Source organism: Rhodococcus sp. 14C212, from assembly GCF_011058195.1.
GTDB lineage: Bacteria > Actinomycetota > Actinomycetes > Mycobacteriales > Mycobacteriaceae > Rhodococcus > Rhodococcus aetherivorans.
In genome coordinates this window covers 1-26,799 of the sequence record NZ_JAALEH010000054.1, presented here as the reverse complement: position 1 = coordinate 26,799, position 26,799 = coordinate 1, and the positions used below count along the sequence as shown (strand labels likewise).

The 26,799-nt window shown below is 70.1% G+C and carries 23 protein-coding genes, 3 tRNA genes and 1 rRNA gene; 12 read left to right on the top strand and 15 right to left on the bottom strand.

Translation table 11 applies throughout. The features are described from left to right. Position 1: 1 nt before the first annotated feature. Positions 2 to 1,003, bottom strand: coding sequence for a glycosyltransferase (locus G6038_RS20530; protein ID WP_165039634.1), 1,002 nt, complete (start codon positions 1,001 to 1,003; stop codon positions 2 to 4). A 165-nt stretch (positions 1,004 to 1,168) separates the two neighbouring features. Between G6038_RS20530 and G6038_RS20525 the strand changes: the two genes are divergently transcribed. Beyond that, positions 1,169 to 2,008: a glycosyltransferase family 2 protein gene (locus tag G6038_RS20525; protein WP_165039623.1), complete on the top strand. Its 840-nt coding sequence runs from the start codon at positions 1,169 to 1,171 to the stop codon at positions 2,006 to 2,008. Here the strand turns inward: G6038_RS20525 and G6038_RS20520 are convergent. Further along, positions 1,995 to 4,241 carry a hypothetical protein gene (locus tag G6038_RS20520; protein ID WP_165039622.1) on the bottom strand — a complete coding sequence of 749 codons (2,247 nt, stop codon included), beginning with the start codon at positions 4,239 to 4,241 and terminating at the stop codon, positions 1,995 to 1,997. The two genes, G6038_RS20525 and G6038_RS20520, sit on opposite strands and share 14 nt — an antisense overlap. Positions 4,242 to 4,469: 228 nt before the next feature. Here G6038_RS20520 and G6038_RS20515 point away from each other — a divergent pair, with 228 nt between their 5' ends. After that, positions 4,470 to 6,371: a glycosyltransferase gene (locus tag G6038_RS20515; protein WP_165039621.1), complete on the top strand. Its 1,902-nt coding sequence runs from the start codon at positions 4,470 to 4,472 to the stop codon at positions 6,369 to 6,371. 3 nt (positions 6,372 to 6,374) lie between these two features. Then, positions 6,375 to 7,886, top strand: coding sequence for a glycosyltransferase family 39 protein (locus G6038_RS20510; protein WP_165039620.1), 1,512 nt, complete (start codon positions 6,375 to 6,377; stop codon positions 7,884 to 7,886). A gap of 3 nt (positions 7,887 to 7,889) precedes the next feature. Here the strand turns inward: G6038_RS20510 and G6038_RS20505 are convergent, their stop codons facing one another. The 5 genes from G6038_RS20505 to G6038_RS20485 all read right to left on the bottom strand — a co-directional run bounded on the left by G6038_RS20505 (position 7,890) and on the right by G6038_RS20485 (position 12,123). Next, positions 7,890 to 8,744 carry a class I SAM-dependent methyltransferase gene (locus G6038_RS20505; protein ID WP_165039619.1) on the bottom strand — a complete coding sequence of 285 codons (855 nt, stop codon included), beginning with the start codon at positions 8,742 to 8,744 and terminating at the stop codon, positions 7,890 to 7,892. Positions 8,745 to 8,888: 144 nt separating this feature from the next. After that, positions 8,889 to 9,788 (bottom strand): glycosyltransferase family 2 protein, encoded by a 900-nt coding sequence (locus tag G6038_RS20500; RefSeq protein WP_165039618.1) that lies wholly within the window; start codon positions 9,786 to 9,788, stop codon positions 8,889 to 8,891. Further along, positions 9,785 to 10,609, bottom strand: a complete 825-nt coding sequence (locus G6038_RS20495) for an ABC transporter ATP-binding protein (protein ID WP_165039617.1) — start codon at positions 10,607 to 10,609, stop codon at positions 9,785 to 9,787. The genes G6038_RS20500 and G6038_RS20495 overlap by 4 nt, the downstream gene beginning before the upstream one ends. Positions 10,610 to 10,621: 12 nt before the next feature. Continuing rightward, on the bottom strand, positions 10,622 to 11,497 hold the full coding sequence (locus G6038_RS20490) for an ABC transporter permease (protein ID WP_165039616.1): 876 nt from the start codon (positions 11,495 to 11,497) through the stop codon (positions 10,622 to 10,624). A 38-nt stretch (positions 11,498 to 11,535) separates the two neighbouring features. Then, the gene (locus G6038_RS20485) at positions 11,536 to 12,123 is read right to left on the bottom strand and encodes a bacterial proteasome activator family protein (protein WP_165039615.1); all 588 of its coding nucleotides are present in this window, start codon (positions 12,121 to 12,123) and stop codon (positions 11,536 to 11,538) included. A 155-nt stretch (positions 12,124 to 12,278) separates the two neighbouring features. Here G6038_RS20485 and G6038_RS20480 point away from each other — a divergent pair, with 155 nt between their 5' ends. After that, positions 12,279 to 13,487: a cysteine desulfurase-like protein gene (locus tag G6038_RS20480; RefSeq protein ID WP_165039614.1), complete on the top strand. Its 1,209-nt coding sequence runs from the start codon at positions 12,279 to 12,281 to the stop codon at positions 13,485 to 13,487. Between the two features lie 14 nt (positions 13,488 to 13,501). On the opposite strand, the gene G6038_RS20475 is transcribed toward G6038_RS20480, so the two are convergent. After that, entirely contained in the window at positions 13,502 to 14,488 is a 987-nt protein-coding gene (locus tag G6038_RS20475; protein WP_165039613.1) for an NAD(P)H-quinone oxidoreductase, read from the bottom strand. Positions 14,489 to 14,584: 96 nt separating this feature from the next. On the opposite strand from G6038_RS20475, the gene G6038_RS20470 reads away from it, so the two are divergent. The 4 genes from G6038_RS20470 to G6038_RS20455 all read left to right on the top strand — a co-directional run bounded on the left by G6038_RS20470 (position 14,585) and on the right by G6038_RS20455 (position 17,763). Then, complete coding sequence (locus tag G6038_RS20470; protein WP_165039612.1) at positions 14,585 to 15,073, top strand: MarR family transcriptional regulator; 489 nt, start codon at positions 14,585 to 14,587, stop codon at positions 15,071 to 15,073. A gap of 10 nt (positions 15,074 to 15,083) precedes the next feature. After that, positions 15,084 to 15,168, top strand: a tRNA-Ser gene (locus G6038_RS20465). A gap of 141 nt (positions 15,169 to 15,309) precedes the next feature. After that, positions 15,310 to 16,662, top strand: a complete 1,353-nt coding sequence (locus G6038_RS20460; protein WP_206025294.1) for a DUF1254 domain-containing protein — start codon at positions 15,310 to 15,312, stop codon at positions 16,660 to 16,662. A gap of 129 nt (positions 16,663 to 16,791) precedes the next feature. Next, complete coding sequence (locus tag G6038_RS20455; RefSeq protein WP_165039611.1) at positions 16,792 to 17,763, top strand: alpha/beta hydrolase family protein; 972 nt, start codon at positions 16,792 to 16,794, stop codon at positions 17,761 to 17,763. A gap of 42 nt (positions 17,764 to 17,805) precedes the next feature. Here G6038_RS20455 and G6038_RS20450 read toward each other — a convergent pair whose 3' ends face one another. Together G6038_RS20450 and hisC are read right to left on the bottom strand one after the other, a co-directional pair. Further along, positions 17,806 to 19,491 carry a bifunctional UDP-sugar hydrolase/5'-nucleotidase gene (locus G6038_RS20450; protein WP_165039610.1) on the bottom strand — a complete coding sequence of 562 codons (1,686 nt, stop codon included), beginning with the start codon at positions 19,489 to 19,491 and terminating at the stop codon, positions 17,806 to 17,808. 105 nt (positions 19,492 to 19,596) lie between these two features. Beyond that, positions 19,597 to 20,682 (bottom strand): histidinol-phosphate transaminase, encoded by a 1,086-nt coding sequence (gene hisC / locus G6038_RS20445; RefSeq protein ID WP_165039609.1) that lies wholly within the window; start codon positions 20,680 to 20,682, stop codon positions 19,597 to 19,599. A gap of 63 nt (positions 20,683 to 20,745) precedes the next feature. On the opposite strand from hisC, the gene G6038_RS20440 reads away from it, so the two are divergent. The 3 genes from G6038_RS20440 (at position 20,746) to G6038_RS20430 (ending at position 21,769) form a co-directional block, all read left to right on the top strand. Next, a complete protein-coding gene (locus G6038_RS20440; RefSeq protein ID WP_240918613.1) occupies positions 20,746 to 21,453 on the top strand; it encodes a dienelactone hydrolase family protein in 708 nt (235 codons plus the stop codon). A gap of 76 nt (positions 21,454 to 21,529) precedes the next feature. Next, a tRNA-Ser gene (locus tag G6038_RS20435) sits at positions 21,530 to 21,621 on the top strand. A gap of 75 nt (positions 21,622 to 21,696) precedes the next feature. After that, positions 21,697 to 21,769, top strand: a tRNA-Arg gene (locus G6038_RS20430). 80 nt (positions 21,770 to 21,849) lie between these two features. On the opposite strand, the gene G6038_RS20425 is transcribed toward G6038_RS20430, so the two are convergent. The 5 genes from G6038_RS20425 to G6038_RS20405 all read right to left on the bottom strand — a co-directional run bounded on the left by G6038_RS20425 (position 21,850) and on the right by G6038_RS20405 (position 26,041). Further along, positions 21,850 to 23,199, bottom strand: coding sequence for an MBL fold metallo-hydrolase (locus tag G6038_RS20425; RefSeq protein ID WP_165039607.1), 1,350 nt, complete (start codon positions 23,197 to 23,199; stop codon positions 21,850 to 21,852). An 88-nt stretch (positions 23,200 to 23,287) separates the two neighbouring features. After that, entirely contained in the window at positions 23,288 to 24,061 is a 774-nt protein-coding gene (locus tag G6038_RS20420; protein WP_165039606.1) for a sulfite exporter TauE/SafE family protein, read from the bottom strand. An 18-nt stretch (positions 24,062 to 24,079) separates the two neighbouring features. Then, positions 24,080 to 24,505 carry a very short patch repair endonuclease gene (locus tag G6038_RS20415; protein WP_165039605.1) on the bottom strand — a complete coding sequence of 142 codons (426 nt, stop codon included), beginning with the start codon at positions 24,503 to 24,505 and terminating at the stop codon, positions 24,080 to 24,082. A 17-nt stretch (positions 24,506 to 24,522) separates the two neighbouring features. After that, positions 24,523 to 25,668, bottom strand: coding sequence for a DNA (cytosine-5-)-methyltransferase (gene dcm, locus G6038_RS20410; RefSeq protein WP_165039632.1), 1,146 nt, complete (start codon positions 25,666 to 25,668; stop codon positions 24,523 to 24,525). 97 nt (positions 25,669 to 25,765) lie between these two features. After that, complete coding sequence (locus tag G6038_RS20405; RefSeq protein WP_165039604.1) at positions 25,766 to 26,041, bottom strand: hypothetical protein; 276 nt, start codon at positions 26,039 to 26,041, stop codon at positions 25,766 to 25,768. Positions 26,042 to 26,739: 698 nt separating this feature from the next. On the opposite strand from G6038_RS20405, the gene G6038_RS20400 reads away from it, so the two are divergent. Beyond that, a 16S ribosomal RNA gene (locus G6038_RS20400) occupies positions 26,740 to 26,799 on the top strand; the annotation flags it as partial.

Below are 26,799 nucleotides of genomic sequence, written 5' to 3'. Positions count from 1 at the left end.
GCTACCCCCTCCGGAACGATTCGAGGTCGGAATACCGCTGGGTGCGGGCCAGCGGACCGGAGCCGGGATCGCTGACGATCAGGTACGGCGGTTTGCCCATCGCCGTCTTCACCGCCACTCCCACGTACTCGGCGATGACTCCGAGGGAGAACAGGACGGCGCCGAATCCCAGCAGCAGGATGACCGTCGTCGAGGCCCAGCCCTGCACCGGGAAACGGTTGCCGAGGAACAGGTAGGACACCAGCACCCACACCGCCCACAGGATCCCGCCCACGGCCAGGACCACGCCCAGCAGGCTCACCATCCGCAGGCCCTTGGTTCCGCTCGACAGCACCATCCGCCAGAAATGCGACAGCAGAGTGCGCAGCCGGTAGCCGGACGCACGTCCCTGCTCCTCCCGCAGCGCGACCGGGCTCGTGCTCACCTTCCCCGCGATCCACCCCAGCGCGACGTCGAGGTAGACCTCGGAACCCGCATACGCGGCGAGGGAACGTCCCACCTCGCCCAGCACCAGACGGAAACTCTGGTAGTCGGGGCTGTCGGCCACGGACAGCACCCGGGCCAGGAACCACTTGGATCCCTTGGAGGCCACGTTGCGCAGCAGGCCGTGCGGTGCCGCGTTCGTCGGTTTCGCGTACACGACGGTCGCGCCCTCGTCGAGCGCGGTGTCGAGCAGGCCGCCGATGGCGGCGGGATCGTGCTGACCGTCCTCGTCGAGGGTGACGATCCATTCGCCGCCACTCGACGCCATGCCTGCGAGCGTCGCCGGATGCTGGCCGAAGTTCCGGCTGAGCCACACCCCGGCGACGAAGGGGTACTTCGCGGCCAGCTCCCGGATGACGCGGGCCGAGTCGTCGGGGCCGTTGTCGTGGACGAGCAGGACCTCCTCGACCACCATGGGACGGCCGCCGGGGGTCAGGGTGACCTCGGTCCACGGAACGATCTGCTCGAGCAGGTCACCCAGAGTGTGTTCGCCCTGATAGACGGGCACGACGACCGACACGCGGTGCGGCGTGCCCACCCCCGGCCGGTCGTCGCTGCTCACAAGTCGGGAGTGTATACGCCGGATGGGGCTGTTTTCGGGTGCGGGCCGTGCCGATGTACGGTGGCGCCGTCAGTCGGCCCGCCACGAGCGCCGGGCGTGCTTTCGAGGACGGGATGAGCAGCAGTGACGAGGCCGAAACTGTCGGTGGTGATTCCGGCCTACAACAATGCGCCGTTCATCGAGGCGACGGTCGAGTCCGTGCTCGGGCAGGACTTCGAGGATTTCGAGCTGATCATCGCCGATCACAGTTCGGCCGACGGCACCGCGGACCTGCTCGGCCGGTACGCCGGCGACCGGCGCGTGACCCTGTTGACGACTCCGGCGGGCGGTGGTGCGCCCCGGAACTGGCAGCGCGTGACGGCCGAGGCCACGGGCGAGTACGTCAAGCTGGTGTGCGGCGACGACCTGCTGTATCCGGGTGCCCTGTCGGCCCAGGTGGCGGCCCTGGACGCGCACCCGTCGGCGGTGGCGGTGGCGTCACGGCGGGACGTTCTCGACGCGCGAGGCACGAAGATGATCGGCGGACGCGGCCTCCAGGGACTGTCGGGCCTGGTGCCGGGCGAGGAGGCGATCCGGCGCACCGTGCGGCTGGGCACCAACGTGTTCGGTGAGCCGATGTGCGTGACGATGCGACGCGATGCCCTCGAGCGGGCCGGCGGGTGGGATGGTCGTTTCCCCTACCTGATCGACATGGTCTCCTACACGAAGGTGCTGTTCCACGGCGACCTGTATGCGCTGCGGCAGGTCGTCGGCGGTTTCCGGGTCAGTACCGGTCAGTGGAGCGTGGCCCTCGTCGCCGAGCAGGCCCGGCAGGCGAAGGCCTACCACCGGTGGGTGGCAGAACAACTTCCCGGCGGGCTCCGGGCGGCCGACGTGTGGCAGGGAAACCGCCGCGCCGAACTCGCCGCACTTCAGCGGCGGATCTTCTACACCGTGTTCCGGTCGCGGCTCAGCCCACGGTAGCCGCCGGTACGGGCGCCGCGGCCTCGTCCGGACGTTCCCGTCGCGCCTTCCGCCGGTCTCTCAGGTACAGCAGTTGCATGGCCGCGGCGCCCGTGAGGCCGAGGCCCAGGGCGGCGAACCCGGCTCCCTGGCCCGGCGGGGTCCAGCGCACGACGAGCTCGCCGGCGTCGGTGCCGGCGGGGACGTCCACCGCGAGGAACATCTCGTCCACCGAGCGCGGTTCCAGAGGCCGGCCGTCCAGCGTGATCGCGTAGCCGGGCCAGTTCAGACGTGCGAAGACGACGCGGCCGCCGTCCACCGAATCGACGCGGACCCGGCTCGTCGCGTAGTCCTCGGCCACCGTGGTCGCGGTGGCTCCCTCGGTGAAGGAGACGCGTCCGTTCCGGCCGCTGATCGGTCCGTCGATCCGCTCGAGGATCACCGCGTCCACGGCGTCGGCGGACCCGGGCGGCGACTGCCCCCACCGCCAGCCGGGCGGCGCCGGCTCCGAGTCGGCGTCCGGGTACTGCCGGCGCTGCAGCACCACCCGATCCACGAGCATCAGGTCCACGTACGTCCGGTCGGTGCTGAATTCGGTGGCGAACGCGGCGGCGAACGCGTCGTCGCAGCTCGAGCCGTCGTGCCGCATGCACAGGTGGAAGGCGAACTCCTCGAACCCGATGGGGGTGTAGGCGTTGACGTACGTCTCGTCGAGGGACTTGGCGAAATTGCCGAACACGAGGGAGCGGTAGACGCCCTGCGGATTCGCGGTCCACGGCAGCACCAGTTCGCGGTCGGCGAGCTGCAGCGTGGTGCCCGGCCGGTCCGGGAAGTTCTCCTTCGCCACCGACTGCCGGGCCGGCAGATCCCACGCGAGCGGGTGCGGTGTCGTCGACGCCACCTGGAAGTACACGACGGGCAGCGCCGAGAGCAACAGGATCGCCGCCACCGCCCGCTCACCGGCGCGGAGTGCGACCCACAGGACGACGGCCCCGACGAGGAGCGCGGCGGCCGCCCACAGCAGGTGACGGTTCATGAATTCGGGGGACGAGGACCCGGAACGCAGGGTCATCAGCAGCACGAGCGTGGCCGCCGCGCCCGCCCGGACCCGCATCCTGCGGAGCGTGCCGTGGCGGCTGATCAGCACGCACACCACCACGAGTGTCGCGAGAGCGAACATCGGCAGCAGCCGCGCCGGCCAGCGCAACGGCCCCATCACGCTGGGGCCCGCCGTCGCCATCAGCATGGCGACGAGGAAGATCAGCGCGCCGGCGAGGCTGCGCACGGACCGGTGCACGGTCTTCCAGTCCACGAAGGCGAGCGCCGGGACGGCGAACCAGGCGATGTAGGTGACGGGGAACGGCTGCACCTCCCCGAACCAGGCTTCGATGCCCGGCAGCGCGGAGGGGATGCCGGAGTTGAGGGTGTCCGACCAGGGTGCCGCGAGGAAGTTGTCGTTCTGGAAGCCCTGGTCGGAGCGCCAGGTGACGGAGCTGGACAGCGCCCCGGGCAGGTAGGTGATCAACCCGCCCGCGGCGGCGCAGATCGCGACCACCGCCAGCCGCAGCGAGGGCCGCCACGAGTGCCGATGGATCCGTTCGCCGATCATGAGGCAGCCCGTGAGGATCCCGGCGACGAGCGCGGGAAAGACGTAGCCGACACTGACGGCGAGGTACAGGAACACGAACGCCGGCAGGGGGCCGGAGCGTCCGCGCAGGTAGCGGAGCGAACTGGCCCATGCCTGGGCCACCCACGCCGAGCCGGTGAGGGCTGTGACCCAGGTCGCCTGGTCGTAGAAGAGCGCAAACCCGGTGAACGGGACGGCGGCGCCGGCCACCGCGGCCCACGTCGCGCGAGCGCCGTACTCCAGGCAGATCCGGTACACGCCCAGCGCGAGGACGACGGAGAACGCCCACTTCACGCCCGTCGAGAGCAGCACCATGTTGTCGACGGACGGCGCGATCAGGTTGACGAGCAGCTGCGGCGGATTCCAGAGGCCGCCCTGCCCCTCGACCGGGTAGTTCCCGGCCATCCACTGTTCCGGCACGAGGCTCGGCAGCTGTCCGGTCCGCAGGATCCGGCCGAGGAAGATCCAGTTCGGTACCGCCCCCGATTCCGTGTCGTCGGTGTAGAACCAGCGATCGTCGGCCGCGAGGATCACCAGGTAGGTGGCCGTCACCATCGCTGCCACTGCGGCACCCCACGTCCGGCGCTGCCGCCGCGTCGTCACCGCGGGCACGACGGCGGAGGTCACATGTGCTCCAGAGGTCGGGGACGGGGCTGGCCAGAGGTCGGGGACGAGGCTGGCCAGAGGCCAGGGACGAGGTTGGCCAGAGGCCAAGGATAACGGGGGTGCACCGGGCGGCGACCGGCCGGGCGCGGGGGTGGAGCCGCGGGCACGTCGGCCGGTCCCCGGTCCGTTGGTAGCCTGGGACGAGTTGTGTCCTGGGGGGCAGCAAGGTTCCGAAAGGTGTTTCGACGGATGGACAAGGCCGAATTCGCTGCGATCGAACCGACGGGAGGGGTCGGCACCGCGGCCGACGGTTCGTCCGTCACGGGGCGGCCCGCGACCCGTCCGACCGCTCAGCGAGTGCTGTTCGCGGGACCGTCTCCGCTGGTCAGCGACGACATGTACGGCACCGTCAAGGGGACCGTCGACCGTGAGCGGACCCGGGTGCGCCTCGGCCGCCGGAGCCGTGTCGAAACGGACACCTACTTCGGCAGATTCCCCGCCAGCTACTGGCAGCGCTGGACCGCCGTCACCGAGGTCGAGTTCGTCGCCGAGGTCGACGGGGACGGCCGCATCGAACTGGTCGCCACCGACGCCCGGGGCCGGCGACGGATCGTCGCCACGACCGCCGTGTCGTCGAACGGCGCGCCCGCGACGGTGACGGTGTCCACCCCGGTCGACCGGTTCGTCGACGGCGGTGCCCTGTTCGCACGGATCTCCACCGGCTCCGGTGAACTGACCGTCGAGAACGCCCGGTGGACGGTGCCGGCACCGAAGTCCCTGCGGCCGGCCGCCGTCGTCATTTGCACCTTCAACCGCGCCGACGACTGCGCGGCGACGCTGGCCGCCATGGCGGACGACCCGATCGCGCTGGCCGACGTGCAGTCGGTGTACGTGATCGATCAGGGCAACGACCGGGTGGAGACCCGGCAGGAGTTCCAGCGCGTCGCCACCGAACTCGGCGACAAGCTCGTCTACATCACGCAGCCCAACCTGGGCGGTGCCGGCGGATTTACCCGCGGCCTGTACGAGGTCGCCGGGGCCGCGCGGAACCCCGGAGCCAACATCGTGTTCATGGACGACGACGTCCTGTGCGAACCGGAGGCGGTGGTCCGGCTCAACATGTTCGCGAACTGCACCGTCGAGCCCGCGATCGTCGGCGCGCAGATGCTGTACCTGCTGCATCCCGACCGGGTCCACGTCGGGGCCGAGGTTGCAGACCTGCAGCGGCTCCAGGCCGGGCTGGAGGTGAAGAACGCGCTCGCGGACAAGAGCACGCTGAAGAAGCAGCAGGACATCCGGGTCGACGCCGGCTACAACGGGTGGTGGTCGTGCCTGATCCCGTCGGAGGTCGTGGAGAAGGTCGGCTACCCGCTGCCCCTGTTCTTCCAGTGGGACGACATCGAGTACGGCTACCGCTCGCGGGCGAACGGCGTCGCGACCGTGACGCTGCCCGGTGCCGCGGTGTGGCACGCGGATTTCGCGTGGAAGGACTGGGACGAGTGGCACCGGTACTTCAACCTCCGCAACGCCATGATCACCGCGGCCCTGCACACCGAACTCGACGGCAAGGCACTCGCCAAGCAGTTGCGGACCGACCTGTTCAGGTACCTCGTCTCGATGCAGTACGGGATGGCCTTCACCCTGATCAAGGCCGTCGAGGACTTCCTGCGGGGACCCGAGTATCTGCAGGACGGCGGCATGGAGGCCGCGGCCGCCATCCGGCGCGAGCGCGCGGAATACGGTGAGACCATCCGCCACAACGCGAACAACGTGCCGGGCCTGCGCCCGGCCGACATGTTCATCACCCCGGCCGGCCCGCACCCGCGCAAGAGCCTCGAGTGGGCGGTGCTCGCCAAGCGCATCCTCAACCAGTGGCGCGGTCGCCTCCCGGCCCATCCCGTCGCCATCCCGTCGTCGGACGCGCACTGGTGGCACGTCTCGCTGTTCTCGCACGCCGTGGTCACCGACGCGTCCCAGGAAGGTGTCCGCGTGCGCAAGCGGGACAAGGAGCGGGCCGTCGCGCTGCTCCGGCGCGGGGTGCGCGCGCTGCAGGCCTTGAAGCAGGAGACCCCCGCGGTGTCCCTGCGGTATCGGGAGGCCATGCCCCAGCTGACCAGCCGGGAGAACTGGGCCCGCCTGTACGGGAAGTAGCCGATGGCCGATCGGACCACGGCGTGCGCGCGGGATGCTGTCCTCATCGCACTGCTGGGTTCGATCGTCGCAGCGTTGGGCACCGGGCGGCCTTCCTTCTGGTACGACGAGCTGGCCACTCTCGCGGTGGCGCAGCGCTCCCGCGTCGACCTGGACCGGGTGCTCGGCAACGTCGACGTCGTCCACGGCCTCTACTACGTGGCGATGCGGTACTGGTTCGCCGTCTTCGGGGCTTCGGAATTCTCGGCGCGGCTGCCGAGCGTCCTGGCGGTGGGCGCCGCGGCCGGGGGTGTGGTCGTGCTGGGCTGCAAACTCGCCGACCGCCGGCTGGGCGTGCTCGCGGGTGTGGTCTTCCTGCTGCTGCCGCGCGTGACGTGGGCTGCGGTCGAGGCCCGCAGCTATGCCCCGTCCGCGGCCGCCGCCGTCTGGCTGACCGTGCTGCTGCTCGTGGCGTGCGAGTCGGGCCGGGCCCGATGGTGGCTTGCGTACGCCGCTGTGCTCGCACTGTCGGTGGTGCTGTTCCTGTACACGGTCGCGCTGGTACCGGCTCACCTGATCACCTTGGCGTTGCGGGGCGACCTGCGGCGCCGCGGGCTCGCGTGGCCGGCGGCGGTCGTGGCGGGGTCGGCGGCGGCCGGCCCGCTCGTGCTGGAGGCGTTCGCCCAGGCGGGGCAGACCACGTGGATTCCGCCACTCGACCGGAACCTGCCGCGGATCGTGTGGGAGTACCAGTGGTTCGTGGGCGCCCCCTGGTTCGCGGCGGCATTCACGGTCCTGGTCGTCGGGGGGCTCGTCGCGTCTGTGCGGCGACGCATGCGGGCGCAGCGGCACGGTGTTCTCGCGGTGGCCGTTCCGTGGATCGTCGTGCCGATGGCGATGCTCGTGGCGTACTCGCTCGTCGCGTCCCCGGTCTACCTGGACCGGTATCTGACGTTCACGACGCCGGCGGTGGCCCTCGTCGGTGCGGCCGCCGTCGCGGCCGTGGCCGTGCGGACGTGGGTGACGGTCGGTGTCACCGGTGCGCTGATGCTGCTGACCGTGCCGTCGTTCGTCGCGCAGCGCGCGCCGTGGTCCGACCCCAGCGGCATGGACTTCAGCACGGTCAACCGCGACGTCACCGGCCGGCTGGCGCCGGGCGACTGTGTGCTGTTCGGCGGCGCCGCATGGAACCCGGCATCGCAGCGGCTGGTGCAGACCGCGCGCCCGGACACGTTCGCGGGGACCCGCGACCTGGGGCTCGGACGGACCGCGGCCGCCGAGGGCTGGCTGTGGGACGAGAATCTCTCGTTCCAGGCTGTCGCGGGGCAGTTGCCCACGTGCGAGGTGGTGTGGTTCTTCGCGGACGCCGAGCGGACGACCGAGCAGCGGGTCTACCACACGTCGAATCAGTGGTGGACGCTTCCACCGCACCGGTTCGAGTCGACCCCGGAGTACGCCGGGCTCGTGCATGCCGGTTTCCGGATCGACGAGCGCCGGCAGTTCAACGTCAGCCAGGTGATCCGGTTCGTGCGGTGACGTTCACCGCAGCTGCACGACGACCTGCTCGTTGTCGGCCGTGTAGGCGAGGTACTCGAACGCCGTTCCGGTGCGCGCGACGAACTCGGTCCACGCCCGGTACTCGTGCCGCTGCCAGCCGGGATAGTTGAAGAACTCGTCGAACACCAGCACGGTGCCGGGCACCAGGCGGTCCTCGAGCAGGTCGAGCACCGTCGTCGTGGACGAGTAGAGGTCGGCGTCGAGGTGGACGAACGCGACGTCGCCGGGGTGTGCGGCGAGGAAGCGGGGAAGGGTGTCGGCGAACAGACCGGGCACCAGCTCGGCGCCGGGCACGACGGGCGGGGCGTCCTGCGCGAATTCCCCGGCGGGGAACCCGCTGCGCCATGCCTCCGGTAGTCCGGTGAAGACGTCGAAACCGAACACCGGGTGGTCCGCGCCCAACGCGTCGGCGACGATCCGCAACGTGGTGCCCGACGCGACCCCGAACTCGAGTGCCAGTCCGGGCCGGGACACGCGGTCCAGTGCGAACCGCAACGTGTCGTGGGGCGTGTCGAGGACGGTGGCGGTGGGGATGTGCGCGACCGCGAACGCCGCGGCGGTGTCGGTCGCGGCGCGGTCCATCGCATAGCGCAGGTCGCGTCGCTGCCGGTGTTCGAGATCGGCGACGCGTTCCCGCAGCAGGCCCACCTCGGATCGGGTCTGCGCGAGCTCGGTCAGCACCTGCCGCAGCTCCGCGGTGGTCGCGGTCAGCTCGGCGAGTATCCGGTCGTGGTGGTTCTCCTGCAGCTCGCGGGTGCGTCGCGCCGAGAGGTCGACGACCTCGGCGACGGCACGCTGCAGCTTGCCCCGGGTCGTCGCCCGCCAACGCCCCAGCATCGCGCCCTCCCGTGCCCGTCGAGACCTAGCCCCGAACCTAGACAGCGCGAGAACCGGGCGCAATCGCGCCCTCCCACCGGCCGAATGTCACATTGCGTCGGTTCCATCGACGCAATGTGACATTCGGCCCCCACGCGCGTCGGATCAGGCGGGCCGCTCGAACCGTTCCTGCCGGCCCAGCTTGCGCAGCCGCACCCATTCGCGTAGCGCGGCAGGGTCCCGGCGGGTGACGAGGAAGTACCAGCCGAACCGCATCCATTCCTGCGGCAGCAACCGGCGCAGGCCGGGCTGCGAGAGCAGGTAGCCGCGGTTGCGGTAGGTGAAGAACCGCTTCGTGTCGTTGTCCGGGTACTGGGTGTGCATCCGGCCGCCGAGGATCGGCTTGAACTCGTCGGCGCCGTTGGGGTGCAGATATGCGGTGCGCAGGCAGGTGCCGAACGGCAGGCCCGAGCGGACCAGGCGACGGTGCACCTCCACCTCGTCGCCGCGCACGAACAGCCGCAGGTCCGGCACGCCCACCGCGTCGATCGCGGCGGCGGTGAACAGGGCGCCGTTGAACAGCGACGCAATGCCCGGCAACAGATCGTCGCTCTCGACGTCGCCGAGTTCGCTGCGGTGACGACGCCACGCCACACCCCGGCGCAACGGGAACGCGAGGCGGTCGGGGTCGTCGATGTCGCACACCACCGGCGACACCTCCGCCAGGCCGTGCCGCTGCGCGCACTCGAGCAACGTCGCGAGGACATCGGGGCCCTCCGGGCGGCCGTCGTCGTCGGCGAGCCACACCCGGTCCGCGCCGAGCGACAGCGCGTACAGCATGCCGAGGGCGAAGCCGCCGGCGCCGCCGAGGTTGTGCTTGGACCCGAGGTAGCTGGTGGGCAGGGGGCACGATTCGACGAGGTCGCGCACCGCCTCCTCGTCGGCGTTGTCGACGACCACCAGGTGGTCGAGCGGCCGGGTCTGGGCGCTCAGGACCTTCAGTGACTGCGCCAGCTGCTCGCGCCGCCGGTGGGTGACCACCACCCCGACGATGCGTTCGCTCACGCCGAGCGCTCCTGCGGCAGCTTCTGCTCGCGTTCCAGCTCGGCGATGACGTGGTGCACATGGTCGGCCGCGTCGTCGCCCTCGTAGGCGCGCACGACCTCCTCGATGCCACCATCCATGCGGATCTGCCCGTGGTCGATCCACAGCGCGCGGTCGCACAGCTGCGCGAGGAACTCGTTGGAGTGACTGGCGAAGACGAGGATGCCGGAGCGTTCCACGAGCTTCTGCAGGCGCACCCGCGCCTTCTTCATGAACTCGGCGTCCACCGCGCCGATGCCCTCGTCGAGCAGCAGGATCTCGGGGTCGATGCTGGTGACCACGCCCATCGCGACGCGGACCCGCATGCCGGTCGAATACGTGCGCAGCGGCATGTTCAGGTACTCGCCGAGCTCGGTGAACTCGGCGATCTCGTCCATCTTGGCGAGCATCTGCTTGCGGGTCTGACCGAGGAACAACCCGCGGATGATGATGTTCTCGTAGCCGGAGATCTCCGGGTCCATGCCCACGCCGAGGTCGAACACCGGCGCGACGCGGCCCCGGATCCGGGCGCTGCCGCGCGTGGGCTCGTAGATTCCCGCCAGCAGCCGCAGGAGCGTGGACTTGCCGGCGCCGTTGTGGCCGACGAGGCCGATGCGGTCGCCCTCTTTCAGCGACATGGTGATGTCGCGCAGCGCCTCCACCACCACCACGTCGGAGTTGTTGCGGCCGATCGAACCGCCGGCCTTGCCGAGGAACGCCTTCTTCAGCGACCGGGTCTTCGCGTCGAAGATCGGGAAGTCGACGCACGCGCCGCGCGTCTCGATGCTCACATGTTCGGTCATGATGACGGCCCCTTAGACCCAGTAGGGCACGCGGGCCCGGTACTTACGCAGCGCCAGCAGCGCCAGTCCCCAGCCGACCACGGTGATCGCCAGCACGATGTACCAGTGGTAGGCCTGCTGATCCTGGCCGATCATCGGCGCCCGGATGATGTCGAGGTAGTGGAACAGCGGGTTGATCTCGGCCAGCTTGACGCGCTGGGCGGCCTGCCCGCCCTGCGCCTCGAGGCTCTCCGTCGTCCACATGATCGGGGTGAGGACGAACAGCAGCAGCGTGAGGCTCGACAGGATCGGGGCGATGTCGCGGTAGCGGGTCGCGAAGATGCCGAACACGATCGCCACCCAGACGGCGTTGAGCACGATCAGTCCCAGCGCCGGGATCGCCGCGAGGGACGTCCAGGTCAGGTCTCGCCACACCCCGAAGGCGAAGATCATGATCACGTAGATCACGAGGTTGTGGGCGAAGAACAGCAACTGCCGCCACACGAGCCGGTAGATGTGCACGCTCAGCGCCGACGGCAACTGCTTGATCAGGCCCTCGTTGGCGATGAACACCTCCGAGCCCTCCAGGATGGAGGCGCTGATCATGTTCCAGACGATCAGTCCGACCGTCACATACGGCAGGAACTCGTCGAGCGGAATGTCCAGCAGCGCGGCGTACAGGATGCCGATGGCGGTGGCCTGGACGCCGGTGGCGATGGTGATCCAGAACGGACCGATCACCGAGCGCCGGTAGCGCTGCTTGATGTCCTGCCAGGCCAGGCTGAGCCACAGCTCGCGCTGGGCGAAGCCGTCGCGCAGATCCTTCAGGCCGCGCCGGAAGGTCTGCGAATCCGACACCACCGGAGAGTCCGCGGCGGTGGGCTCGGGATCGAGGGCAGAAGCTGACACGAGGTCCGAGCCTACCGGGGATCGTGGTCGGGCCGTCGCTACAGGTACTGACCGGTACCCGGGGCACCCGGTCCCGGGCCGTGCCGCTCGTCGGGGCGCGGTCCGCTCCCCAGCATGCCCGGCGGCAGCGCGCCCTGACGCATCTGCTCGAGCTGCGCCCGTGCCGCCATCTGCTGCGCGAACAGTGCCGTCTGGATGCCGTGGAACAGGCCCTCGAGCCAACCGACGAGCTGGGCGTGCGCGATCCGCAGCTCCGCGTCGGACGGCACCTCGTCCTGCCCGAAGGGCAACGCGAGCCGTTGGAGTTCCTCGCGCAGTTCCGGGGCGAGGCCCTCGCCGAGCTCCTGGATGGAGGACTGGTGGATCTCGCGCAGACGGGCACGGCTCGCATCGTCGAGCGGCGCGGCGCGGACCTCCTCGAGCAGCTGCTTGATCATGGTGCCGATCCGCATGACCTTCGCCGGCTGCTCGACCATGTCGGCGAGCGACTCGGCGTCGTCCGGCTTCTCCTGGGGCTCGGCGGCGGACTCCCGCGGTTCACCGGAGGCGGTATCGTCGCGCTGGACCGGGACGGGATTGCCGTCGGGTCCGATCACGAGGACGTGCTCATTCTCCGAATGCGTCATGGTTCCATCTTGTCCTCTCGCCGGTGCCGGTGCCGAGTCAGGTTCCCCATACGGGAGGTTTCACCCGACATTGCGCTCTGTACGTGCACCTTCGGAGGGCGTTCGGGACCGACGTGGGCGACACACGATTGACACCGGGATTTAGAGTGTCACGCATGGCTTACGACGTTGCCCGGATCCGGGGGTTGATTCCCTCGCTCGGCGACGGTTGGATCCATCTCGACCCACAGGCCGGAATGCAGATTCCCGACGCGGTCTCCCGCGCGGTGTCGACGGCATTCCGCAACGCCGCGGCGTCCCCGACGGGCCGGCACACCTCCAACCGTCGGAGCGCGTCGCTGCTGCAGGCGGCGCGCGTCGCCGTCGCCGATCTCGTCGGCGGTGACCCGGCGGGTGTGGTGCTCGGACCGGATCGAGCGGTCCTGCTGGCCTGGCTGGCGGAGTCCCTCAGTTCCCGGCTCGGGCTCGGCACCGGGCTCGTGCTGTCCCGGCTGGACGACGAGGCGAACGTGGCGCCGTGGCTGCGCGTCGCGAGCCGCTACGGCGCCCAGGTCCGGTGGGCCGAGGTCGAGATCGAGACGTGCGAGCTGCCGAGCTGGCAGTTCGAGGAACTGATCACTCCCACCACGCGGCTCGTCGCGCTGACCGCCGCGTCGTCGCTCGTAGGTTCCGCGCCGGACGTGCGCGTCGCCGCCGACCGGGTCCACGAGGTCGGCGGGCTCATGGTGGTCGACGCGGCCGGGGCCGCGCCCTACGCGCACGTCGACATCCACGAACTCGGCGCCGATGTGCTCGCGGTCAACGCGTCCGCGTGGGGGGGACCGCAGGTCGGCGCCCTGGTGTTCCGCGACCCGGCGCAACTCGACCGGATCCCGGCGGTCTCCCTGGATCCGCACGCGCGTGGCCCCGAGCGGCTCGAAGTCGGCGGCCATCAGTTCGCGATGCTCGCCGGGCTCGTCACGTCCGTGGATTTCCTCGCGGCCCTCGACGACGAGGCGACCGGCACGCGCCGCGAGCGTCTCGAAACGTCGATCAGTTCGCTGCAGGGCTACCAGGACCAGCTGTTCGAGCGGCTGATGCGCCTGCTCGACAACCTGCCCGACGTGATGGTGATCGGCCGCGCGTCGAGCCGCGTGCCGACACTGAGCTTCACGGTCGCGGGGGTGCCCGCCGAGAAGGTCGCCGCGCATCTCGCCGACCGTCGCATCGCGAGCGTCGCGGTCAGCCGCGGCACGAGCCGCCTGCTCGACTCGCTCGGCGTCAGCGACGAGGGTGGCGCGGTCACCATCGGCCTGGCCCCGTACACCACCCGCTACGAGCTCGACCAGCTGGTGCGTGAGCTGCGCAACCTCACCGCCTCCTGACCGGGCAGACCGGCCTAGTGCCGATCGATCCGCAGCACGACCTTGCCGACGGTGTCGGGGGAGTCCAGCATTTCGTGGGCCCGCGCGGCCTCGGTGATCGGCACCTCTGCGTGTACGACGGGCCGGACCTGGGCCTCGGCGATCATCGGCCACACGTGCTCGCGAACCTCCGCGACGATCGTGCTCTTGCCGGAACGGCCGGTCTCCGGCCGCCCGCGCAGGCCCGTGGCGAGGACGTGCCCGCGCTTGGCGAGCAGCTTGCCGAGGTTGAGCTCGCCCTTCGCGCCGCCCTGCATGCCGATCACCACGAGCCGGCCGTCGGGGGAGAGCACGTCGACGTTGCGGGACAGGTAGGCCGCGCCCATGTTGTCGAGCACCACGTCGGCGCCGCCGAACCGGCCTCGGACCTCGGCGACGAAGTCCTGCGAGCGGTAGTCGATCGCGAGGTCGGCGCCGAGCTCGCGGCAGTAGTCGAGCTTGCCGGCCGACGCGGTCACCGCGACCTTCGCGCCCAGCGCCTTGCCGACCTGGATGGCGTGGGTGCCGATGCCGCCACCACCGCCGTGCACGAGCAGCACCTCACCGCGGCGCAGGCCCGCCGCCATCACCACGTTCGACCACACGGTGCACGCCACCTCGGGCAGCGACGCCGCCACCGCGAGATCCACGCCCTCCGGCACGGGCAGGACCTGTGCGGCGGGGACGACGACCTGCTCGGCGTAGCCGCCGCCGGTCAGCAGCGCGCACACCCGGTCGCCGATCGACCAGCCGCTCACGCCCTCACCGAGTTCGGCGATCACCCCCGAGCATTCGAGACCCAGGACGTCGCTCGACCCGGGCGGCGGCGGGTACAGGCCGCGGCGCTGCAGCAGATCGGCACGGTTTACGGCCGTCGCGGCCACGTCGATCAGTACCTGTCCGGGACCGGGGGTGGGGTCGGGCTGTTCGGCCCACTGCATGACCTCGGGGCCGCCGGGTTCGGTGATCGTGATTGCGCGCATGGGTTCGACGCTATCGCGACACGCCGACGCAGGGGCGACACGCAGCGAACTGACCGGCGAGTAACACAGGCGGCGGCCTGCCTCTACACTGCCCGCGTGACAGCCGAACTGCATGCCGACCGTCCCGATCCGCGCTGGCTCGACACGGACGAGCAGCGGGCATGGCGGGCCTACATCGACGGCAATCACCGGCTCATGGATCGACTCAATCGCGACCTGCAGGAGGCGCACGGCCTGTCCCTCGCCGAGTACCGGATCCTGGTGCTGCTCTCCGAGGCCCCCGACGGGGCGCTGCGCATGAGCGACCTCGCCGACGGGGTGCTGTCGTCCCGCAGTCGCCTCACCCACCAGATCCGCCGCATGGAGGTCGCGTCGATGGTGGTGCGCAGTTCCTGCCTCGAGGACGGCCGCGGCGTCCTCGCCACCCTCACCGACGAGGGCCGCCGCCGGCTCGCCGAGGCCGCGCCCACGCACGTCGCCGGCGTGCGCCGCAACCTCGTCGACCTGCTCACGAGGACGCAGATCCGGACCCTCTCCGAGATCTTCACCAAGGTGGAGGCGGCCGTCGACGACCGGTGTGGTTAGGATTTGCCACGGAAGCGTGGCAGAGCGGCCGAATGCACTCGCCTTGAAAGCGAGCGTCGTGAGAGCGACCGGGGGTTCAAATCCCTCCGCTTCCGCCGGAAGGAGAAGTCCGTCACCTGCAGCGTGTGTGCAGGTGACGGGCTTCGTCGTCGGACGCGCGCACGTGGCACCGGAGCGCGCGGACCCGACGGGGAGTGTCGCTCCAGGAACGTGTTCTCGCCTCCTACACTGACGGAATGGCCGGCACAGTAGCTCGGGCGGCGGCGGCGCTCGCGGTGGGCCTGCTGACCGCCTGCGCTGCGCCGCACCCCGCGGCGGAACCGGAGCGGACGGCGGTCGACGTGGCCACCGACGGCTACGTCTACGGCTATGCGCCCGTGACGCTCGCGCGGACCCGGGCGAACATGCTCTGCCTGCTACCGGTGAACCGGCTGCACCACCAGTCCGCGACGGCCGATCCCACCTCGCGCGTCGTCGTCGCCCCCAACGTCGACACGCTGTATTCGATTGCGTGGCTGGATCTTCGGGAAGGACCGGTGCTGCTCACGCAGCCGGAAGCGGGGGATCGGTACTTCGACTTCCAATTTCTCGACATCTATACCGACGTCTTCGCCAACGTCGGCACCCGGGCGACGGGATCGGCCGCAGGCGCCCACGTCGTCGTCCCGCCGGGATGGGACGGTCCGCTGCCGGCGGACGCGGCCGTGATCGAGTCCCCCACGTGGGACGCCTGGATGATCGGCCGGACCCTCGTCGAGGCGGAGACCGACCTCGAGTCCGCCCGGGCCGTGCAGCGGCAGTACTCGCTCACCGTGCTGACCGCCCCCGTCGCCGATGCACCGCCACCGCTGCCGCCGATCGCGTGCGGCAGCAACCCCGACCCGCAGGCGCTCGCGGCGTCGGGGCCACAGTTCTTCGACGAGCTGTCGGCGATCCTGGCCGCGAACCCACCACCGCCCGCCGACGGACCGTTGCTCGACGAACTCGCCGGCCTCGGGGTCGGGCCCGGTGCTCGGCCGAGTGCCGGACCGGCGGACACCGTCGCCGCACTCGCCACCGGAGTGATCCGCGGCGAGCGACGCATCCGGGACCTCGTCGACTCGGGTGAGCAGACCGGTGATGTGTGGCGCTCGCTGGCGATCGCGGGCCGGTACGGCACCGATTACCTGCAGCGCGCGGTGGTCGCGACGATCGGGCTCGGCGCGAACGTGCCGGAGGAATCGACGTACCACGTGGCGCGCACCGCGGCGGACGGATCGGCGCTGCGGGGCGAGACCGGTTACCTTCTGCGCTTCCCGCCCGAGGGGCTGCCGCCGGTCGACGACCGCGGCTTCTGGTCCGTCACCGTGTACGGCCCCGACATGTTCCTCGTTGCCAACCCTGTCGACCGCTACGCCGTCGGCGACCGGACGCCCGGACTGGTCCGTGGTCCCGACGGTGCGCTCGACGTGTGGGTCTCGTCCCGGCCGCCGGCGTCGGGCGGCTCGAACTGGCTGCCGGCGCCGCCGGGAGAGTTCGTGCTGATGTTCCGGTCCTACCTGCCGACGGACCGGGCGTGGACCCCGCCGGAACCGAACCCACAGCCGTAACCGGCGACGCGGTGCCCCACCGTCACCAAGGGCGGCGATCCGCGTTGGTGACGAGCCCCCACTTTCTTGACCCGCCCCGGTCCGTACTGTGGAATCTGATTTTCCGAAGTCGGGGGACGAAGGAAGTTGATGCTCAGAGCTGTGGTCGCGACGCTCGTCGCGGCGTTCGTTTTGCCACTGTCCGTGACGTCCGTCGTGTCCGCCGAGCCGACGGCATCCGCGCGGGTGGATCGGGTGGAGTCCCTCACCGCTCGACGCTCGGCGGTGTTCGTGTACTCGCCGTCGATGCAGCGGGTCGTCCAGGTGCAGGTCCTGCACCCCGCCGGGGACGGGTCGCGCCCGTCCCTCTACCTGCTCGACGGCGTCAGCGCCGGCGCCGAGTCGGACTACCGCGAGAGCACGTGGACGCAGCGCACGGACATCGTCGACTTCGTCGCCGACAAGAACGTGAACGTGGTGCTGCCGATCGGCGGTACCGCCAGCTACTACACGGACTGGCTCGCGCCGGACCCCGTTCTGGGCGTGAACGCGTGGGAGACCTTCCTGACGAAGGAACTACCGCCGCTGATCGACGCCCGCTTCGCGGGCAACGGCGTGAACGCCATCGGTGGACTCTCGATGGGCGCGACGGGGGCGGCGAGCCTGATCGCCCGGAATCCGGACCTGTACCGGGGCCTGGCCGCGCTGAGCGGTTGCCTGGACACGTCGAAGGCGTCCGCGCAGGACGCGGTGCGCGGGACCGTCGCCTACAAGGGCGGCAATCCGGACAACATGTGGGGTGCACCGGGGGATCCGGCGTGGGCGGCACACGACCCGTACGCCCTGGCCGAGCGGCTGCGCGGCAAGGAGATCTTCATCAGCACCGGCAACGGCCTGCCCGGCCCGTACGACGTCGGCCCCGACGCGGAGGCTCTCGACGTGGGCGGACCGCTCGAGGTCGGCGCCTTCGTGTGCACGATCGGCTTCGACCGGCGGCTGCGGGAGCTGAGAATTCCCGCCACCATCGTCTACCGTCCGTACGGCACGCATTCGTGGCCCTACTGGCAGGGCGACCTGCGCACCGCCTGGCCGACCCTCGAGCGCGCCCTCGGACTCGGCTGAGCGGTTCTCGAGCGCGCCCTCGGACTCGGCTGAGCGGTTCCGTCAGGGCAGCGCGATGCGGTCGGTGGCCGGCGGAGCGACGGGCGCGTGCTGCGCCAGGTAGTCGTTCAGGGCGTCGAGCTCGGCGCCCGCCCCGGTCGCCCGTCGCGCCTGTGTGAACCCGGTGAATCCGTCGCCGCCCTCGGCGAGGAACCCGTTGACGACCACCCGGTAGGCCGCGGCCGCATCGAGCGGCCGATCGGCGATCGTGACGTCCCGGATCCGGCTGCCGGGCGCCGCGGCCCGGTCGAGGACGTAGCGGAGGGTGTGGGACGGCGCGAGGATCCGCTCGCGGCTCGCGCCGGTTCCGTCCTGCTGGAACTGCTGCTCGAGGATCCCGACCAGTTCCGCACCGGTGAGCTCGAGCACCTGCAACCGGTTCCCGAACGGCTGGGCCGCGTAGGCGTCGCCGAAGGTGACGACGCCGTCACCGGAATGCAGCAGGTCGGCGCGCACTCCACCGGGATTCGTGAGCGCGAGCTGCGCCCCGGCGGGCTCGGCGGCCGCCAGCTGCGCGTCCGCGACGAGGTTGCCGAGGGCCGACTCGCCGCTGGCCGCGGTGTCGCGGGTCAGGTCGGCGGCGATGCGGCCGACGACGCGTTCGGCGACGTCGCGCGACTTGTCGACGGCCCGGTCCACGAACTGCTGCGTGCGCGGGTCGGGGGCGATGTCGTGCGTGACGATCTGATTGAACGCGTGGGTGCGGTCGCGCAGCACGTCGCGGCTCTCCCGGTCGATCGTCAGGTCCGCGACCGAGATGATGCGCCCGTGCGAGGCGCCCTGCAGCACGGTCCGGGGGTTGCCCGCCGGGTCGGGGTAGCTGCAGTTGAAGCTGTCGTCGCCGTCCGCGGTGACGATGACATCCACCTTCGGCGACACCCGGGTGGCGAGGCCGCGAGCGGGCCCGGCGGTGGCGTCGCACGGGTCGGTCCCGGCGGGCGGCGTCAACGCGCCCTTGTAGAGCAGGACGATCGAGCGGACGCCGAGGGCATCGAGCGCGTCGGCGGTGCGGTCGACGGCCGTGATCTCGTCGGTGAACTGCAGGCCGGCGATGTCGTCGCCGCGCACCACCTGCGGCGTGTCGTGGGGGGCGATACCGATGACGCCGACCGGCACACCGTCGACGTAGTCCACGGTGAACGGCAGGGCCGCCGGGCTGCCGTCGCCGTCGGCGACGTTCGCCGCGATCAGTGGGAAGGCGGCTCCGGCGTACTCCTCGTCGTACCGGCAGCCCTCCGGGTGGCAGCCGCCGTCGCGCAGGCGCTGCAACTCGGCGTAGCCGTTGTCGAACTCGTGGTTGCCGAGGGCAGCCGCGGTCACGTCGAGGCCGTTGAGCAGGTCGACGGTGGGTTCGTCGTGGAACATCGCCGACTCGATCGGGGACGAGCCCCAGGTGTCGCCGACGGAGTAGAGCACCGAGTTGTCCGCCTGCGAGCGCAACTGCCGGACGTAGGCGGCGAGGTACGCGGCGCCGCCCGCCGGAACGGATGCGCCGTCGGAGCGGACGACCTCGCTGCGGGGGCTCTGGGGCGGGAGGAGACTGCCGTGCAGGTCGCGGAAGGCGATGAGCCGCAGCGGCAGGGCGTCCGCGGGTATCGCCGTCGCCGGGGCCACGGCGAGCGAAGCCCACAGGACGCCGGTCAGCAGGGCCGCGGACAGGGTCCGCCGGCGTGTCACGCCTGAACCCATCCGCACACTCCACTTCCGTAGCCGACCGGACGAGTGTGCCAACGGATGGTCACGCAATCGCCACCCGGCGATAACGGTTGGGTCTCGTGGGCGTTCCTGCGCAGGTCAGGGCTTCGAGATTTCCGCGATCTCGACGCCCTTGCCGGTCGCAAATGCCAGGAACGCGTCGTTCTCGTGCGGATCGCCGATGGTCACCCGCACCCCGTCGTCCGCGTACGGGCGCACCACCACGCCGGCATCCGCGCACGCCTCGGAGAACGCCGCCGACCGGTCACCGAGCGGCAGCCAGACGAAATTGGCGTAGCTCTCCGGCACGGGATAGCCGGCGTCCACGAGCGCCGTCCGCACCCGGTCGCGCTCGGCGAGCACGCTGTCGGTGCGCTCCAGCAGTTCGTCTGCCGCCGCCAGGGACGCGATGGCCGCCTGCTGTGCGAGCGAGCTGACGCTGAACGGGGTGTGCACCTTGTTCAGGACCTTGATCACCGACGGGTCGCCGACGAGATAGCCGACCCGCAGGCCGGCCAGGCCGTAGGCCTTCGAGAAGGTACGCAGCACCACGACGTTCGGCCGGCCGGCGGCGAGCGCGATCCCGTCCGCCTGCTCCTCGCCGGGCTTCGGGCGGGCGTATTCGAAGTACGCCTCGTCGAGCGCGACGAGCACCTGCGGCGGCACCGCGTCGATGAACCGTTCCAGCTCCGCCCTGCCCAGCAGCGCACCGGTCGGATTGTTGGGGTTGCACACGAACACCACCCGGGTGCGGTCGGTGATCGCGGCGAGCATTGCGTCGAGGTCGTGGCCGTGCTCCGGGGTGTTGGGCACCGGCACCGACTTCGCGCCGGCCACCGCCGTCACCACCGGGTATGCCTCGAACGAACGCCAGGAGAACACGACCTCGTCGCCGTCGTTGCAGGCCGAGAGCACCAGTTCCTGGCACAGGCTCACCGAGCCATTGCCCACGGCGATGTTCTCCGGTGCCACCCCCAGTCGCCTGGCCAGCGCGCCGATGAGCACGGCCGCCATGTTGTCCGGATACCGGTGGACCGTGTACGCCGCCTCCGCGATCGCGTCGCGCACGCTGGGCAGGGGACCGACGGTGGTCTCGTTGCTGGCGAGCTTGATCGCACCCGGGAAACTGCGGCCGGGCACGTAGGACGGGATCGAGGTGAGGTCGGGGCGGGTCCGTGGGGTCACCAGCCGATTATGCGCCCGGCGATTGCGTGCACGGTCGTGGTGGGTCGTGTCATCGTGGACGGTATGTCGGGAATCCACACTGCCGCGGCCCGGTTGCCGGACGGGTCGGGGCAGGTACCGCTGACCGTGTTTCGGCCGGAGGGTGCCATCCGCGGAGGCATCGTCGTGCTGCACGAATCCCGTGTGTTTCCGCCGGCCCTGCTGGCGTTCATGGAGGTTCTGGCTGCCGAGAGCTGGCTCGTCGTGGCTCCGAATCTGTTCCACCGCGAGTTCACCGAGGACGACGAGGTGTTCGGGCAGAACCTGTTCGACGACGTCGATGCCGCGATGGACTGGCTGGTACGCAGTGGGGTCTACCCGGACGCGGTCGGCGTGATCGGGTTCGACGACGCCGGCACGGCGGCGCTCATCGTCGCCGCAAATCGGCGGGTGGGTGCCGCGGTCACCGTCGCGGCGCACGGCATCGTGCAGCCGTTGCGGCCCGACGTCCCCGCGCTCGTCGAGGCCGTGCGCGGCCTGCAGGCGCCGTGGCTCGGTCTGTACGGCGAGGACGACCCGACCACCCCCACCGGCGACGTCGAGCAGCTGCGCGAGGCTGCCGGACAGGCCGACGCACCGACCCTGGTCATCGGTTACCCCGGCCTGGCGCACCGTCCCGACGAGCCGCCGGTCGAGGACGACACCGCCGATCCGGACACCGACCTGGCCGAGGCGGCGATCATCGACGCACGACGCCGGATCTTCGACTGGTTCGACTCGCACCTACGCTGACCAGCCGTTTTGCGTTTGTCGTCCGAACGTGTGTAATCTTTCGTCCCGGCGGTTCGAGAGAATCGAAACCCCCCAGGGAGGCGTGCCAGAGCGGCCGAATGGGACTCACTGCTAATGAGTTGTCCCCTTTACGGGGGACCGGAGGTTCAAATCCTCTCGCCTCCGCCACGTCGGTGCAGCGTCGCCGGCGACAACTGAATACGAGAAACAACTGAACAAGAAGAACAACTGCATACAAGCACTGCGCCCGTAGCTCAACGGATAGAGCATCTGACTACGGATCAGAAGGTTAGGGGTTCGAATCCCTTCGGGCGCACAACGGCGAGCCCCTCACCCCTTGTGGTGAGGGGCTCTCTCGTCGTTGTGGCCCCCGGCCCCGACGATGAGGGTGGACCGCTACGTGCCGATCAGGCCGTGGTCGTACGCCTTCTCGAAGTCGTCGTTGACGAGGACGACGGTCCGGTCGATCCGGTCGATCATGGACGCGGCGACGGATGCCCGGTAGCCGGAGCCGCAGTGCACCCACACCTCCCCGCGGGGCACCTCGTCGAGCCGATCGGCGAGGTCGTGCAGCGGGATGTTGACTGCGCCGCGCACGTGGCCGTCCTCGTGCTCGTCCTTCTGGCGCACGTCGAGGACCCGGACCTGCTCGTTGTCGATCTCCCGGGTCAGCTCCGCGAAGTCCGAGACGCGGTACGACCGAAGTTCGTGTCCGTTGACGAGGGTGTGGATCTCGCCGACGGCCGCTCCGGCGAGTTCGTCGACGCCGATGCGGACCAGTTCGCGCTTGGCTTCGGCGATCTGCTCGTCGCTCTCGCCGATGAGGGTCAGTGGCGCACCCCACTTGTAGAGCCACCCCAGGTAGGTGACGAAGGAGGTGGACAGCTCGAAGCCGAGTGTGCCGCCCAGGTGTCCCGCGGCGAAGGCGGTGCGCTCCCGCAGATCGACGACCCACTCCCCGGCGTCGATGCGCCGGCGCAGCTCGGCCGGGTCGACCGGCTCCGGCAGAGACAGGTCGAGCGGCGACGGACCCGCCTTGTTGATCACGCCCATGTGGGCGTAGTACGCGGGGTAGGTATTGAGTCCGGCGATGAGCTCGTCGACGTAGGCCTGCTCGTCGCGGGTCAGCGCCGGGTTGACGTCGCGTTGCTGCCCCACGGTGGACGAGTCGCCGCTGGTGGGGGTCGCCGAGCAGAAGCTGCCGAAGCCGTGGGTGGGATACACCGGGGTGTCGGCCGGCACTTCGTCGGCGATCCGTCGCACGGAGTGGAACTGTGCGTGGGTCAGCTCCTCGGTGTACTGCGGGCCGACGAGATCGGTGCGACCGGTCGAGCCGTACAGCATCGACCCGCCGGTGAAGATCCCGTGCGTGCCGCCGGTCTCGTCGAGCAGCACATAGCTGACGTGGTGGTGGGTGTGCCCGGGGGTGTGCATCACCCGAAGCCGGATGGGGCCGGCGTCGATCAGGTCGCCGTCGTGGACGGCACGTCGCTCGTAATCCACGTCGTCGCCGGCCGGAACGATGTACTCGGCCTCGACGGCGCGGGACAGTTCCAGTCCACCGGTGACGTAGTCGTTGTGGATGTGGGTCTCCAGGACATGGGTGATGCGCGCTCCGCGGTCGTTCGCGAGCGCGAGCACTCGATCGATGTCCCGCTGTGGATCCACGACGACGGCGACGTCCGCCTCGATGACGAGATAGCTGCGATCGCCCAGGCTCGAGGTTTCGATGATCGATACGTCCATGTTGATGCCTTCCCACGGTGCTTCTCACTATGCCTGCGGATACCCCGGGGTGTACGAAGAATGCGTGCAGTGCGGGAGAGTTTTCGGCTCAGCGCAGGATCAGGGTGTCTACCAGCACGTATGCGGCCACGACGAAGACGAGATAGGCGAACCACCGCCGTAGCCGGTCGGTTTCCATGCGCGTGCCGAGGTGACCGGCGACAAGCGACGTGACGACCGCGGCCCCGGCGAACGCCGCCGTGATCGACCAGTCGATGTCGGCGTCTCCGAGATGCGCGATCAGCCCGGCCGCCGAGTTGGCGACGATGACGATGAGAGAGGTCCCTACGGCGACGTCCATCGCCAACCCGAGGAGAATCACCAGCGCGGGGATGATCAGGAAGCCGCCGCCTACGCCGAACAGGCCGGTCAGGAAGCCCACCCCCAGGCCGGCCGGGATCGACCTCGGCGCGCATCGCTTCCAGTCGATGCCGGAGTCGCCGGTCTTGCACGCGGTTCCGGCGTCGTCGTTCTCGCGCAGCATCCGGACCCCCGCGACCACCATCACGACGGCGAAGCCCACCAGCAGCACCGGTTGCGGCAGCAACTTGCCCACAGCCGTGCCGGCGAACGTCGCGGGGATGCCGGCCGCGGCGAACACCCCGGCCAGCCGCCAGTCGACCTGCCCGGCCCGAACCTTGGGGATCGCCCCGGACAGGGCCGCGGCCCCGACGACGATCAGCGAGATCGGGATGGCCTGGCGGAAGTCGAGTCCGAGGCCGTACACCAAGGCTGGGACCGCCAGGATGGATCCACCGCCACCGAGGAGGCCGAGCAGGACCCCGATGACCGCTCCGAGAACGAGCGCGATTGCCGGTTGCACCGCTTCCTCCTTCGCCGGTCAGGAATCGGCAGTACCCGGTCCCGCCGCGAACAATGCGGCCTGCACCCGATCCGCGGCCTCCACCGGGTCCTCGTGCTCCCAGATTCGCACCGCCGTCCACCCGGCCGCGGCGAGCGCCGCGTCGGTGTCCCGGTCCCGGGCCACGTTCCCGGCGAGCTTGGCAGCCCACCACTCGGCGTTGTTCTTCGGATCGGTGGCGTGCTGCGGGCAACGATGCCAGAAGCACCCGTCGACATACACCGCAACGCGGCGACGCGGGAACACCAGGTCGGCGCGACGACGGATCCCCGGCAGAGGAGCACGATCGACGAAGTAGCGCACCCCGCGACGATGCAACTCCCGGCGCAGGGCAACCTCAGGGACGGTGTCCCTGCGTCGCTGCCGGCTCATCCGGGCGCTGGTCTGCGGATCGGTGGAGGGCACGGCCGTCGGCTCCGTCCTCAGGCCGCGGCCTCGGGGAACCCGCCCATGCGGTCCAGGTGGGATTCGACGTCGTCGAGGAAGCCGGGCACGAATCTCAGGTTCCCGGACCGGGCCCGCCGCAGGAATCCGGCGGTGGCCCGCGCCGACAGCAGGCGCGCGTCCTCCAGGAATCCGGCGAGATCCTCGTACGGTTCCTGCACCGGCCAGTGCGACTCGTGCACGCGGAAAGCCCGCCGCCGAGCCCCCCAGGCGGCACTCGGCCAGGGGTCGCCGGGCCGCAGCGGTGTCTCGTGGTCGGGGGAGTAGTCGATCGGCCGGCCGAGCCGTCCACCGACCCATGCGGCCATGCGCACACTCACGGCGTTGCCGACGAGCCGCCACCGATGCCCGGTCCGCACACCGGGCGCCTGGACGGCGGGTGCGGTCCAGTCGGGGTCGAAGCCTTGCAGCCGCTCGGCGTCGATCAGACCGGGAGTGACGATCTCCCCGGACGGCAGCCGGACCGCCGGCGGACTCGCGATGCCCACCGTAGAGCCGCCCTTGAGGGTGGGCACGGCGTTGACGGCCCAGCCGAGACCGCGCACGCCTTCGGTCCAGTAGAACCCGCACGGGTGGGTGCCGGGGTCGCCTTCCGCGGGGGCACCGGCGTCCTCGCCGAACAACACCGTCCGGGGGTCGTCGGTGCGCGAGGCGAGCATGAGCACCCGCTGCCGCCGCTGCGGGAGTCCGAAGGCGCGGGCATCGACGACCCGGTACGCCCACGCGTACCCGAGATCCTCGAGCGCATCGGTGATGTGACGCATCGCGGCGCCGCGTCCGAGTTGCAGCATGAAGGGGACGTTCTCGATGAGCAGCCATCGCGGGCCCTGCTTGCGTCGCACCAACCGGAACACCTCGTCGACGAGGCCCGACCGGGAGCCGGTGATTCCGGCGGTCCGGCCGGCCTGCGACAGGTCCTGGCACGGAAAGCCCGCGGTGACGATCTCGGTTGCCTGAGGCAGGGAACGGAGGCGGGTGACGTCGGTGTGCAGAGGTACGTCGGCGAAGCGGGCGCGGAGCACGGCCTGGGCTCCGGCGTCGATCTCGCAGAGCAGTTCGGTGCGCCAGCCGTGCTCGGCCAGACCGCGCTCGAGTCCGCCGATACCGGCGAACAAACCCACCATGTTCCCGGTCGACGTCACGGCACCCTTTCTCGCTTTGCTCACGGAGCACGTTACTCGAGAATTCGGGCGGCCCGTGCCGCGACGCGAGATGCAATGATCACGTCCGCCGAAAGAGCGAGACGTGGGCCTCGGGGGACACGATCGACTCGAACATGGCCCTCATCCGGACCACGGCCTCGATCCGGCGGGCCACGCTCGGTGCGACGTCCCACGCACAGTCGCCGGACTCACGTTCGCCGATCCCGAGGAGGAGCTCGTCGAGTGCGGCGAGGAAGTCGTCGCAGGCCGCCGCGCACGTCGCTGCCGCGGCGGACCCCGCGTCGGGCCCGTCCACCCGGGCCGGTTCGACGATCTCCGTGGGAAAGCCACTCATGGGTCTCCTATGCCTGACGTGATCGGGGACGCGCGAGGCGGAACGGCAACGACGGTGCCCACGCAACGCGAGCACCGGCAACGGTCCGCGCGGGGACTGTCACGAGGCGGACGCCTCGCACAGTGAGACGCAGCAGCACAGGCGATGGTTCCGCGTCGCGGAAACAGCCGTCCTCGCGGGCAAACAGCCGTCCTGACCTGGCGATTTGGCGTGGGTCGGATGATCACGTAACTTATTCCAGGTCAGAGCGACACGGACACCGACCCGGCCCGCAGGGGCTCGGGACAACGAGGTTGGACGCAGGCGCCTGAATAGCCCGATTGAAAGCCTTCTGGTAGGGTTTCCAATCGCTCCTGAGATCGGATCGGCTGCGGATTTTGATTCCGAAAGCCCCCGATGTTAGGTTGGAACGGTTGCCCCGGAGTGAAGCACTGAAAGTGCGGAGCGCTGGTGTGCGCGTGTTCTTTGAGAACTCAACAGTGTGCCGATGAATGTCAGTGCCAAATATTTTGTTTGGTGCGATCAGATCAGACGCCGACCATGGTGTCAAGCCGATGAGGCGTCGCGAGATGATCGTTGCTGGCTGCCGCATTCTTCCGTCTGTGGTGGTCAGTGTTGTGCTAGTTTGAGTTTTTTTTGCTGGTGATTTGGCTCGATGTCTATGACTGATCGGCCCTTCGGGGTGTGATTGTGAGTCTTCAACGGAGAGTTTGATCCTGGCTCAGGACGAACGCTGGCGGCGTGCTTAACACATGCAA